Origin of the sequence: Parabacteroides faecalis (assembly GCF_022809355.1) — a bacterium.
GTDB lineage: Bacteria > Bacteroidota > Bacteroidia > Bacteroidales > Tannerellaceae > Parabacteroides > Parabacteroides faecalis.
In genome coordinates this window covers 19,147-32,075 of record NZ_JAKZMM010000012.1, presented here as the reverse complement: position 1 = coordinate 32,075, position 12,929 = coordinate 19,147, and the positions used below count along the sequence as shown (strand labels likewise).

At 47.7% G+C, this 12,929-nt stretch carries 10 protein-coding genes and 1 pseudogene; 4 read left to right on the top strand and 7 right to left on the bottom strand.

All coding sequences use genetic code 11. From position 1 onward, the window contains the following. Positions 1-184: 184 nt before the first annotated feature. Complete coding sequence (locus MUN53_RS06390) at positions 185-1,186, top strand: malate dehydrogenase (RefSeq protein WP_022455731.1); 1,002 nt, start codon at positions 185-187, stop codon at positions 1,184-1,186. A gap of 92 nt (positions 1,187-1,278) precedes the next feature. Then, positions 1,279-1,923: an HAD family hydrolase gene (locus MUN53_RS06385; protein ID WP_243324052.1), complete on the top strand. Its 645-nt coding sequence runs from the start codon at positions 1,279-1,281 to the stop codon at positions 1,921-1,923. An 87-nt stretch (positions 1,924-2,010) separates the two neighbouring features. On the opposite strand, the gene MUN53_RS06380 is transcribed toward MUN53_RS06385, so the two are convergent. Next, positions 2,011-2,625, bottom strand: coding sequence for an HAD family hydrolase (locus MUN53_RS06380; protein ID WP_243324138.1), 615 nt, complete (start codon positions 2,623-2,625; stop codon positions 2,011-2,013). 258 nt (positions 2,626-2,883) lie between these two features. Here MUN53_RS06380 and MUN53_RS06375 point away from each other — a divergent pair, with 258 nt between their 5' ends. Together MUN53_RS06375 and MUN53_RS06370 are read left to right on the top strand one after the other, a co-directional pair. Continuing rightward, positions 2,884-3,042 (top strand): hypothetical protein, encoded by a 159-nt coding sequence (locus tag MUN53_RS06375; protein ID WP_243324051.1) that lies wholly within the window; start codon positions 2,884-2,886, stop codon positions 3,040-3,042. Positions 3,043-3,054: 12 nt separating this feature from the next. Further along, positions 3,055-3,984, top strand: a pseudogene (locus MUN53_RS06370) (glycoside hydrolase family 76 protein); the annotation flags it as partial. A 71-nt stretch (positions 3,985-4,055) separates the two neighbouring features. Here the strand turns inward: MUN53_RS06370 and MUN53_RS06365 are convergent. The 6 genes from MUN53_RS06365 to MUN53_RS06340 all read right to left on the bottom strand — a co-directional run bounded on the left by MUN53_RS06365 (position 4,056) and on the right by MUN53_RS06340 (position 12,796). After that, positions 4,056-6,284 carry a hypothetical protein gene (locus MUN53_RS06365; protein ID WP_022455735.1) on the bottom strand — a complete coding sequence of 743 codons (2,229 nt, stop codon included), beginning with the start codon at positions 6,282-6,284 and terminating at the stop codon, positions 4,056-4,058. A 106-nt stretch (positions 6,285-6,390) separates the two neighbouring features. Further along, positions 6,391-7,719: an HU family DNA-binding protein gene (locus MUN53_RS06360; protein ID WP_243324047.1), complete on the bottom strand. Its 1,329-nt coding sequence runs from the start codon at positions 7,717-7,719 to the stop codon at positions 6,391-6,393. Then, complete coding sequence (locus tag MUN53_RS06355; RefSeq protein ID WP_243324046.1) at positions 7,712-8,002, bottom strand: HU family DNA-binding protein; 291 nt, start codon at positions 8,000-8,002, stop codon at positions 7,712-7,714. Before MUN53_RS06355 ends, MUN53_RS06360 begins: the two co-directional genes overlap by 8 nt. Positions 8,003-8,071: 69 nt before the next feature. Further along, the gene (gene rimO / locus MUN53_RS06350; RefSeq protein ID WP_022455738.1) at positions 8,072-9,373 is read right to left on the bottom strand and encodes a 30S ribosomal protein S12 methylthiotransferase RimO; all 1,302 of its coding nucleotides are present in this window, start codon (positions 9,371-9,373) and stop codon (positions 8,072-8,074) included. Positions 9,374-9,485: 112 nt separating this feature from the next. Further along, positions 9,486-10,439 (bottom strand): signal recognition particle-docking protein FtsY, encoded by a 954-nt coding sequence (gene ftsY / locus MUN53_RS06345; RefSeq protein ID WP_022455739.1) that lies wholly within the window; start codon positions 10,437-10,439, stop codon positions 9,486-9,488. A gap of 62 nt (positions 10,440-10,501) precedes the next feature. Beyond that, positions 10,502-12,796, bottom strand: coding sequence for an ATP-dependent helicase (locus MUN53_RS06340; RefSeq protein ID WP_243324044.1), 2,295 nt, complete (start codon positions 12,794-12,796; stop codon positions 10,502-10,504). Between the last annotated feature and the right edge of the window lie 133 nt (positions 12,797-12,929).

Here is a 12,929-nt window from a genome sequence, read left to right as displayed (position 1 = left end):
CATGAATTTTCATCACTGCCCAATCTGTTTTGAAAAACTTTCTGAAACATCTGAAATTAATCCATAGATGATAGGTTGAAAGAATATATTTTGTATTTTTGCACTATAAATAAACAAGACAAATTCGAAACCTTTTCGTTAAGAATTTGTTTTACAATAAGAATAACTAAAAAATTAATGCTCTATGAACGTGCTTACAAATGAAAAGCTGACTATTGTTGGTGCAGCAGGTATGATTGGCTCTAACATGGCTCAAACAGCTATTATGATGGGTCTTACTTCAAACATCTGTTTATATGACCCGTATGCTCCGGGTTTGGAAGGTGTTGCTGAAGAATTGTTCCATTGTGGTTTCGAAGGTGTAAACATCACTTTTACATCCGACATCAAAGAAGCATTAACAGGTGCTAAATATATCGTTAACTCAGGAGGTGCAGCTCGTAAGGCTGGTATGACTCGTGAAGATTTGCTGAAAGGTAATGCAGCTATCGCTGAAGAATTCGGTAAGAACGTAAAACAGTATTGCCCGGATGTTAAGCACATCGTTGTTATCTTCAACCCGGCTGATATCACTGGTTTGATCACTTTGTTATATTCAGGTTTGAAACCAGGTCAGGTAACTACATTGGCAGGTTTGGACTCAACTCGTCTGCGCAGCGAATTAGCTAAACACTTCGGTATCTCTATGGACGCTGTTGAAAACTGCCGTACATACGGTGGCCACGGCGAACAGATGGCTGTATTTGCTTCTACTGCTAAAGTTAACGGCAAACCGTTGACAGATATCATCGGTACTGACGCTTTAACAGCTGAACAATGGGCTGAAATCCAGCAGAAAGTAACTAAGGGTGGTGCTAACATCATCAACTTGCGTGGTCGTTCTTCTTTCCAGAGCCCGTCATACGTTTCTATCGAAATGATTGCTGCTGCTATGGGTGGTAAGGCATTCCGTTGGCCGGCTGGTACATATGTATCTAACGATAAATATGACCACATCATGATGGCTTGGGAAACTTCTATCGACAAAGACGGTTGCCACTGCGCTGCTTTGAACGGTACTGCAGAAGAACAGGCTGCTTTGGATAAGAGCTACGAACACTTGTGCGCTTTGCGTGATGAAGTAATCGCTATGGGCGTTCTTCCTCCAGTAGCTGAATGGAACAAGTTGAATCCGAACATTAAATAATCAGGCTTCTGATTTTTATTCATGACAATAAAAGGTAACTCTGTAGGTTCTTATCTATCGGGTTACCTTTTTTATTTTAATCTATCATGATCATGCAACAGATAAAAGCTGCTTTATTTGATTTTGACGGTGTCCTGGCTGATACCGAACCTTTATACGACCAGTTTTGGGATGATGCCGGCATCCGTTATCATACAGGCATTCCGCATTTCGCGGCTGTCATAAAAGGAACAACCATGTCGAACGTCATGAAAAAGTATTTTTCAGACCGGCCGGAAGAAGAACAACGGAAGATCCAGGCAGAATCGGATGAGTTCGAGAGCCGCATGCCTTTCCCGCCAGTTCCGGGTTCGCTGGAGTTTGTCAGAATGCTGAAAGCACACGGAGTTCAGGTCGGACTCGTCACCAGCTCGGAAAACAGAAAGATGAAAAGGGCTTTTCAGGAAATGAATCTGGAAGGACTGTTTGACACCTTCGTCTCTGAAAACCGGATCACGAAAGGGAAACCAGACCCAATGTGTTATTTGCTGGCTGCCGAAGACCTGAAGCGCAAACCCGAAGAATGCATCGTTTTCGAGGATTCGTTTGCCGGAATCAGCGCTGCGACCAATGCAGGCATGCGTGTCATCGGTTTAAGTACCACCAACTCGGAAGACGAGCTGAAAGACAAAGTGTACAAAGTCATCCCGAACCTGCTGCATTATACATTCGAAGATTATCTTTCATGGCAGGAGTAAGCGGTGTTCTCTCCTGAAAATACAAGGGGACATGATTCTTACGCATTCTTTTTCCTGAGAACAGAATCCTGTGCCCCTATTTTCTCTTTACTTGAAGAGGAAAGTCCAATCGGAACCAGCCGGACAACAATAAGTCTGAATGCCTAACGATTCGGCAGCCTTACAGTTGGCGGGCGAATCGTCGATGAAGAAAGTCGACTCGGGTGTAATCATTGAGTCTTGCAAGACAAACTTGAAAATCTCCACATCCGGCTTCTGCATGTGAAGCTCATAGGAAAGATAAATCCGGTCGAAGAAATCATCCACTTTATGCCCTTTGTAATGGAACCGGTTCTGCTCAGACCATTGCCAGTGGATACTGTTTGTATTGCTCAATAAAAGAATATGGTATTGCTTGCGCAACTCAAGAAGCCAATCTAACTTATAATCCGGAATATCACCCAGGATGGAAACCCAGGCATCGTCAATCTGCTGGTCTGTCAAATCCTGATCCGATAAACGGCGCATACTGGCCCGGAAAGCTGCCGCAGAAATATTTCCCGATTCCAGCTGCATATACAACTCTTTCTGGCGGTAATCATCCAGTACACTTTCGTGGATACTTTCAATGCCTAATTTCTCAAAAGCTTCCCGGCAAGCCGTACGATCCAGATTGATCAGCACGCCTCCAAAATCGAAAATCAGATTCTTGATATCTTTCATCATAACCGCACTCTAATTTTATAAACCTACCCGATTCTAAAGAATTTCAATGGAGATTAAATCTTTCGGGTAAAAATAATAAAGATAATCCGATCATAAGCGAATTTTACATTTTTTATTCCATCTTGTCTGATCCGTTTTTCTCCGTCAGACTGGAATGTTTTTCTTGATAATAGCAGATAAAAACCAATTATCCATTCATTATTGAAACACTATTTCTATCTTTGCACCTCGTTGAAACAATTATCCTGATTAATTATGATGAAGAAGTATTTCGTTGCAACAGCCATGGTGTTGCTTCTTTCGGCTTGTGGTGGGCATAAGCACACGCCTTTCGACACAAAAATGCATGCAAGTCTTGAACGGTCGCTGACATGGCGAACGGATTCAACCGGAATCTGGGAAACGGCCGGATAGTGGAACTCGGCCAACTTGCTGACGGCTGTCATCCGCTATGCGGAAGTGACCAAGAACAAGAAAGAGATCGTTCCGGTCATCGAAGACGTGTATAACAAGGCAAAACATTATCCGATTGCCGATTCGACCGGCACTGTCGTTCGTTATTGTGATAATTTCATCAATGATTATTATGATGATGAAGGCTGGTGGGCTTTGGCTTGGATCAACGCTTTCCGTCTGACAAACGACAAGAAGTATCTGAACATGGCCGAAACTATTTTCGAAGACATGACAACCGGCTGGAGCGACGATACCTGTGGCGGCGGTTCGTTCTGGAAGAAGAATCCGCTGGAATACAAAAACTCCATCGCCAACAACCTTTTTGCCCTGACGGCTATCCGTCTTTACAACGAGACCGGAAAACAGCAATATGCCGACTGGTTCAAGAAGGAAGTAAACTGGTATTTGCAGACGGGCATGTACAACACCGAAATCCATCAGATCGAAGACGGATTGACCAAAGACTGTACGCCTAACCGCGGATCGCATTACACCTATAACCAAGGTGTTGCCATCGCCGTGTTGGCCGAGATGTACTTGCATTCGCACGACAAGAAATACCTAAATATGGCAGAGAAGATTGCACAGGCAACTATCACGAAAGAAATGGTCAACGAAGAAGGCATCTTGTGCGAGATGAATCCGCAAGTAGCCAAAAGTCGTGACGGTGTGCAGTTCAAGGGAATCTTTATCCGTCACCTCGGCTTTTTATATAAGGTAACCAATAATCCGATCTACAAGGAATTCATTATCAAGAATGCCGAGTCGATCATTTCACGCAATTACGACCCACAGACAATGAGTTTCGGCTGTTATTGGTACGGTCCGTTCCAGGAAGCCAACGCTGCCGCTAATTCAAGTGCCCTGGAATGTGTCATCGAGGCAAAAGCCATCTATTGATAAATCATTTTCCGGTATAAAAAAGAAGGTGTGTCAAATGAGTTGATCATTTTGACACACCTTCTTTCTTTTTACCACTTGCATTTCACCTGGACGCCTTCCGGACTGTTCTCGAAGGTCAGCAACAAGGTGCGGCTGGCTTCGTCCCATTCCGAAGTGGCTTCCTTTATATCTTCGCCTTCGGCATCTTGGATCTTGACTTTCTTAGGAGCAGCCGGCAGCAGGACACGCATCACATTGGTGGTTTCTGCTGGACTTTTGGCCACGAATGAATAGGAAGCTTTCTTCACCTTCTCATCATAGACACGTGCGGCTCCGCAAAGAACCTGAGGTTGATCAGGATTCTTCACCTGATCGAGATTAATCAGGAAGGCCTGTTCGCCCGGATTGACGGTCTTCTGTGCCAAAACCGGCAACTGCGGATCGAAGAGGTCGATAAAACGTCCCTTCAGTTGATAAGGCTTGTCGCTGACGCTCTCGTCCATCACCGATACCAATTCATACATGCCGCGCTTCAGGTAGAAGTTGTTCTTGAATTCCAGCTTTCCGGCCTTCGCCTTGTCTTCATACATCCGTTTGACGATCTCGACATAAATCCGGTCACCGTCTTCTTTCATGACATATTGCTTCGGATCTTTCCGGAATACATACACTGTTCCTTTACCACAGGCATATTCGCCCTCGCTTGCATTCGGCTTGATGCCCATCAGCTGGAAAAGATGTTCGGAAGGAGCCCGGAAATGGTTCTCTCCCTGATTCCACCATTCCTGTACTTGCTGGAAAGAATCGCGGTCGGTCGCACTATACACCAGTACGCCACCTTTCTTCACCCAGTCGGCAATATACTGGTGAGCTTTCTCGTCGAGCGGCTTCATGTTCGAATAACTCATCAGCAGGACTTTCGTGTCTTTCCAGTTCTCGGGATAAGAGACATTCTCGATGTGCATCAGATGAACCGGTACGCCACGCTTCAGGAAAGGAAGCGCCTGTCCATAGAAATTCGAGAGCTGCGGATCATCATATCCGGCCACCGGCTCGGGTGTGCGCTGGAACATCAGCGAATTGGCCATCAAGACACTCAGTCCTTTCGATCCGGATATCTCGTTGTTGGACAAAGGAATCTGATTGAGGGCATTGATCATGACTTGCATCTGTGTAGAATAGAAGCGCGGGATGCGGATCTTCTCGTCGCTGTCGGCGCTCTTCTTGTACAAGCCTTCATAGATACGTTCGGGCCAGGGCATCACTTCGTAATTGTCGTTATCCGGATAAAGCAGCTTGGCCGTGAAGGTCGCTTCGTAATTCTTCTTGTAGTCGGCCCAATCGCGTGGCCAGTCTTCAATCGGATCGGTGAGGAAGAATACCTTGCGTCCGGTCGGCGCCGTCATGGATTCCATACATCCGTATTCCAGAAAGGCATTCTCGAAGACACGCTCCTTCTTCACTCCGTTATAGTAATTCGGCTCGCGGGAAGTTCCGGTCCAGACCTGGGCGATGTATCCATCCACGCAAGGCAAGGAAGCCAGGCTGGCTTCAGGACTCACGATCTGCCACTGGGCATAATTCACCAGCGAATGTGTAGGCACATAGCAGCGTACATTCATTCCTTTCGACCGTCCGTATTCTTTCGCATACGTAAAGCATTCGTTCAATGCCCGGTAATATAACTGGTATTTCAGCTTGTTGGAGAGATATGTATTCTCGGCCGATTCATGTTGCGGGCGCCAGTCGAAACCATAATATTCTTTCCATTCGCGCTTGAAGGCTTCGCTATATCCGGCCCGTGCCCAGAATTCGGGTTCTTCCAGATAGATGGCGTCAATGCCGGCATCGATGACCCGCTTGATATGCTTTTCCTTCATATACTTGATGAAGTTCTGGCTCGGAACAATATAAGGAACCATGTGGCCGTGCCATATCGTGTCGCCATGGCGTTCCACCTGTCCTTCGTCGAGGTGCATTTTCCCGTCCCATTGGCCGGTGAAGTAATCTTCATAACCGCCCCAGGCAATGCCAGTCATAAAATGCGTGATATAGCCCCGGTCTCGCCATGACTGGACACGCTCTTCGAATGAAAGGGCATTTTTGTCTTTGTCGGAAGGATTTCCACCTACGCCATACACAATCGCTACATCGGCCCGGTTGTCCATGGTTGCTCTCCACGGCTGACTGGTCTGAAAAGCCGTTTTTTCCCGTTTGACCTGCTGGCTCTCCTGCTTATCTGCCGGGGTTTGGCATCCCGTCGTAAGCGCAGCCAGCAAAACACAACATACTGCTACTTTTTTTACGTCTGCTTTCATCGTCATTTCAAATTTAAGTCAACTTATTTCTGCTGAAATACGCTGTTTGAGCCTTCCCTTCCGATGGAATCAAAGGTCTCAATCTATTAGCACATCTACACAAATACTACTTACTGAACTTACCCAGAATCTGCGATTGCAAGGCGGCGGCTTTGTCAATCGAGCTCCGGTCAGTCGCATCTATTCCATACAATCCGGGATCCGGAATCCGCAATTCGGTTCCAATCGGGATATTGTTCGGATCGGATATGATATCCTGATTGTATTGATAGATATAAACCCAGAAAAACTTATGTCCATAATACTGCTTGGCAAACGATGCCAGCCGATCGCCGGCCTTGATCGTTACCAGAGCCAATATGCCAGACTTGGGTGTTTCTTCCGGTTGGTTTTCTTCCACTACGGGTGGTTCTGCAACCACTGAATCGGCGGCAAGACTGGCCGAATCAGGCGGCGTCACTCCTGTCGAATCTGCCGGAACGGGATTCATCCCGGCCTCAGGAGTCGGATTTCCGACTTCTGCCATAGGCGGTTCCCAGTTCTTGTTGACTGTCGTCCGTCCGCTCAGGCAAACAATATAGACGATGCCCAGCACAATAACCACAAACAGACAGGCAATCGGGAACAACAGCTTGCGGGAAGCGCTGCGCCGTCTTTTTCTTCTGTACTCTTTATAACCTGAAACCGAAGGCACTGGCTCTGCCTGCTTCGGCTCGGCTTTTGCTTCTTCTTGCGGAGTTGTTTCTGCTTCGACCTTCGGCTCCGGTTCGGCCTCAACTTCTGGTTCTGGCATTGTTTCTGTTTCCGCTTTCGGTTCGGCTTCCACTTCTTCTTGCGGAGTTGTTTCGGCTTCGGCTTTCGGCTCCGGTTCTGTCTCAACTTCCGGTTCAGGCGTTGTTTCTGTTTCCGCTTCTGATTCGGCTTTCGCCTCTTTTTGCGGAACAGCTTCCTCTTCTACTGCCGGTTCCGGTTTCACTTCCGGTTCCGGAGTCTGAGGCGCCTCAATGGCTTGTTCGGGGATTCCATCCGGCAATATTTCTTCGGAAGAATCGTCTGCCGCCTCTTCTGCCCCACTTGTCTCTGCCGAAACATCGACATCCGAGAAATCGACTTCCTCATTCAGTTCGACCGTATCAAAGAGAGAAAAAGGCTTGTTCACCAGCTCCTTCAGTTCTTTATCCGGAGTGAAGGTGAATTTATAATGCGACGGAATGACAAAACGCTCTCCCGAATTGACCGACACACTGGCGCGTTCCTCCACCCGGATAATCTTAAAGGTACCCAGTCCTTTCACTTTCACCAGTTTGTCGTTGTACACGCCTTCACTGACCACCGCAATGAACTCTTGCAAAAAGCGCAAAGCCTCTTCCGTGCTTTTGCCTGTCTGCTCAGACAAAATCAAGGCCAAATCTTGTATGGAAAGTCGGTTATTCATTGTCTTCCAATTCTTTTAGGCGTCCTTTCATAGCGGAGGATGGTTTGAAGACCGGAACTAATTTGGGCGGGACCAGATAACGTTTGCCATTGGTCGGATTCACTGATATACGTTCCATCTTTTTCCGGACATCAAACTGTCCGAATGCAGACAAATTCACAGAATCGCCTTCCATCAACTTCGTCCCGATAGCCGAACCCAGGGCAGAAAGCATTTCTGTGACTTCTTTGGAAGTCCATCCCATGCGTCCGGCCAGTTCCGCTATTACTTCTTTACTTTTCATGGAAGATGTATTTTGTATATCAGTCGCTATATTAGTCATTTTTCAGTTATCTTGCAAACAAATCAACATTTATTTTAATAAAGCTTTACCATATAATTCAAAAGCCTGCGCATCTTCTATCTGAACCTGGTAAAATTGTCCCGGATGCAAGACATCGTCTTTCCGGATCAGCACTTCCGGATCTACTTCGGGCGAATCAAATTCGGTACGGCCAATGTAGAAATCCTCTTCTTCCCGATCCAGCATCACTTTAAACACCTTGTCGATCTTCGACTGATTGACTGCCAGCGAGATACGTTCCTGGATACGCATCAGGCTGTCCAGACGTTCTTGCTTGACTTCCTGCGGGATATCGTCTGTGTAATGTTTATAGGCATAGGTTCCTTCTTCATGGCTGTATGCAAAGGCGCCCATCCGCTCGAAGCGTGCTTTCCGGACAAACTCCAGCAGCTCTTCAAAGTCAGCATCGGTTTCTCCCGGGTGTCCCACCATCAGGGTTGTCCGCAAATGGATGCCGGGCACTTCACTGCGCATCCGTTCTATCAGCTCGTAGGTCTCGGCCTTGGTGATGTTCCGTCGCATCAGCTTCAGCATATTGTCGCTGATGTGCTGCAAGGCGATATCCATGTATTTGCATACATTCTCGCGCTCACGCATCACAGGCAGCAGATCCAAAGGGAAATGAGTCGGATAGCCATAGTGCAGACGAATCCATTCTACTCCGGGAACATCCGAGATGCGTTCTACCAGTTCGGGCAGTGCCATCCGCTTGTACAGATCCACGCCATAGAATGTCAGGTCCTGGGCAATCAGCTGGAATTCTTTCACGCCACGACCGACCAGCAGCTTCACCTCGTTCACCAGATCTTCCATCGGGCGAGACTGGTAGGCTCCTGTAATAATGGGTATCGAACAATAGGAGCAAGTGCGGTTACAGCCTTCGCCGATCTTCAGATAGGCATAATGCTTCGGCGTCGTCAAGATCCGGTCGTACGCCAGTTCCTGATGATACGCCTTTCCCAGGTCAGAGATCAGCTCTTTCCAGTTAAACTTCCCGTAGAAACGGTCCACTTCGGGCAATTCTTGTTCCAGGTCGTGCAGGAAACGTTCGGATAGACAGCCCATGACGAACAGTTTGCCGATTTTACCTTGTTTCTTGGCCTGCCCCAGCTCCAAAATCATTTCGATGGATTCTTCCTGGGCGTCACCGATAAATCCACAGGTATTGACAACTACGATCTCGCCGTTAATCTTATGCGGATCATGTTCTACCTTATAGCCATTCACAGCAAACTGGCGCATCAGTTGTTCCGAATCGACCAGATTCTTCGAACAACCCAATGTAATGATATCAACTTTATTCTTTCTCATAGAAACTTCTTTATCTATCTAAACAAATTTACACCCGGGAGGTTTTGTAACACACCCGGGTGCTTTCCATTTATTTATCCTGCTTGTCTTTCGGAATACCTTTATAAGAGCATTATTCGCCAAACAAAGAATTGACAAATTCGCGTTTGCGGAATACTTGCAGATCTTCTATTCCTTCTCCCAGACCTATGTATTTTACCGGAATCTTAAACTGGTCGGAGATACCGATCACGACACCACCTTTGGCCGTTCCGTCCAGTTTGGTAACAGCCAGCGCATTGACTTCCGTGGCTGCCGTGAATTGCTTGGCCTGTTCGAAAGCGTTCTGTCCGGTCGAGCCATCCAGCACGAGCAAGATCTCATGAGGCGCATCCGGCACCACCTTCTTCATCACATTCTTGATCTTCGTCAGCTCGTTCATCAAGTTGATTTTGTTATGCAGACGGCCTGCCGTATCAATAATCACCACATCGGCATCGTTGGCCTTGGCCGAGCTCAACGCATCGAAAGCAACCGAAGCCGGGTCTGAACCCATTTTCTGTTTCACAATCGGAACACCTACGCGCTCACTCCAGATCACCAACTGTTCGACGGCTGCCGCACGGAAAGTATCGGCTGCACCCAAATATACTTTCTTGCCGGCTTTCTTAAACTGATAGGCCAGTTTTCCAATCGTCGTTGTTTTTCCAACACCATTTACGCCAACCACCATAATCACATACGGTTTCTTGTCTTCCGGCAGTGCGAAACCTTCCCCGTCTTCTGTCTTGTTCTCCGTCAGCAGATTCGCTATTTCATCACGCAGAATGCCTGTCAGCTCCGAGGTCGTCACATATTTGTCTCGTTCCACACGCTTTTCGATACGGTCTATGATTTTCAGCGTTGTTTCCACACCAACATCCGAAGTTATCAAGACCTCTTCCAAATTGTCTAATACCGCATCATCTACCTTGCTTTTACCGGCAATAGCTCTTGTGATTTTGGTAAAAACATTTTCTTTTGTTTTGGAAAGGCCTTTGTCGAGCGTTTCTTTTTTCTCTTTGCTGAAAAAACTAAATATACCCATATTTTAACCTGTTAATTATTTTCCTTGATTATGTGTGTGTAAAATTACAAAAATTGTTATAATTACATCTTTTCCAATCGTGCAAATTTTAGAAAAAGTTGTTTTTGACCCGAATTATCAAATTCGATAAGCGCTTTTCGGTTATTTCCGTCTCCATCGAACGACAAGATCACGCCTTCGCCAAAACGACCGTGGCGGACCCGCATGCCGATCTGGAAATCAGAAAAGTCTTGTTCTGCCGCCGACGAAACCGGTGCTGCCGTCATACGGGTCAGCTTGCGCGGACCGGCCGACGGTGTTTCCCGCATCTGGGCCTGTTGCAACGGAGAGGTAAAAGCGGGACGGCTTTCCGGCTTCCTCTCAGAAACAGAAGAATCGGCTTCCGGCCTTCTGTAACCGTCTTCCGTCTCCAGATATTTCAGATCGATATCCCGCAGGAAACGACTCGGAATACACATCGTTGTCTGTCCGTTCTTGAAGCGGCTGCGGGCAAACGACAGCGTACAATGACGCTCGGCACGGGTGATCGCCACATAGAACAGGCGCCGCTCTTCTTCGATCGCCCGCGGATTGTCTTTCGACATGGCCGACGGGAACAGTTCTTCTTCCAGTCCGACCACGAAAACGGCACCGAACTCCAGTCCTTTGGCGGCATGCACCGTCATCAGTGTCACCTTGTCGGTGTTTTCGTCTCCTTCCTGGTCCTGGTCTGTCAGCAACGATACTTCTGCCAGGAAGTCGCCCAGCGATACTTGTGTATTTCCTTCTTCCTGACGGATCTGGCAAAACTCGGCAATACCTTTCAGCAATTCCTGCAGATTCTCGAATTTGCCGATGCCTTCCGTCGAATGATCCTGCGCCAGCAGGGCTACGATGCCACTTTCCTTGACAATGGCCGTGGCGATCTCGTCAGCCGGCAGCTCCTGATTGCGTTCCCTGAACGAGTCGATCAGTTCCCTGAAAGCCGCCAGCTTCTTGGCTGTTCCCGCATTGACAGGCACGGCATAATCAGACAAAGATTGGAGGACTGTCCACAGACTCACGCCATAGGTCGTTGCAGCCGAGACCAGTTTGGATACGGTGGTATCTCCTATTCCACGCGTCGGATAATTAATCACCCGCTTGAAGGCCTCTTCATCGTGCGGATTAATCACCAGCCGGAAATAAGAAATCACATCCTTCACCTCTTTTCGCTGGTAGAACGACAAGCCGCCATAAACCCGGTAAGGAATGTTCCGCTTGCGCATGGCTTCTTCCAGGATACGCGACTGGGCATTGGTGCGATACAGGACGGCCATATCTGCATAAGGCATCTGGCGCCTCATTTCATGCACGCGGGCAGCCACGGCATAGGCTTCTTCGTAGTCGGAATACGAGGAAAGAACCTGTAGCTTGCTTCCTTCTTCCTTCTCCGAATAGACTTGTTTCGGTATCTGGGCGGTGTTCTTCCGGATCAGGCTGTTAGCCGCATTGACGATATTTTGGGTAGAACGGTAGTTCCGCTCCAGCTTGAAGATCTGGCAACCCGGATAGAGCTGCTTGAACTGAAGGATATTGTCGATATTGGCCCCGCGGAACGAATAGATACTTTGTGCGTCGTCGCCCACCACACACAGGTTACCGCGCCCTTCGCACAGGCGTTTCACAATCAGATGCTGGGCGAAGTTGGTATCCTGATACTCGTCCACCAGCACATACTGGAAATAATCGCGATATTTTCCCAGCACGTCCGGATGATCCCTGAACAACAGGTTCGTCTGCAACAGCAGGTCATCGAAATCCATCGCTCCGGCCTGCTGGCAACGGTTCTGATAGCGGGCATAAATATCGCGTACCAGAGGGATCTTGTTTCTCAGGTCATCTTCTATCAGCTGCTTATTCTGTTCATAAGCCTTATACGTGATCAGCGCATTCTTGGCATTCGAGATGCGGCTCTGTATCATCCCCGGACGATACACCTTGTCGTCCAACTGCATTTCCTTGATGATCGACTTGATCAGGTTCTTCGAATCGGTCGCATCATAGATCGTAAAATTGGAGGTGAATCCCAGTCGCTCTGCCTCCCGCCGCAAGATACGGGAAAAGATCGAATGGAATGTGCCCATCCAAAGCCGGCGGGCAGTTTCTTCTCCCACAATCCCGGCAATACGTTCTTTCATCTCCCGGGCAGCTTTGTTCGTAAATGTAAGGGCTAAAATACGATGCGGGGCAAAGCCTTGCTTCAGCAACCAAGCTATCTTATAGGTCAGCACCCGCGTCTTGCCAGAACCGGCTCCCGCAATGACTAGGGCCGGACCATCCAGATAAACCACGGCTTTCTGCTGACTTTCGTTTAATTCTTCCAGATATTTTTCCACTATACATCTTTGTTTCAAGTATGCAAATTTACATAAAACTCCCGAATGAGAAATACTGCCATCCATTTTTACGCGGATCGGCGGTCCAAGAAGCCTTCAGCCGACTCATCATTTTTTCCCCGCCTTTATTGAA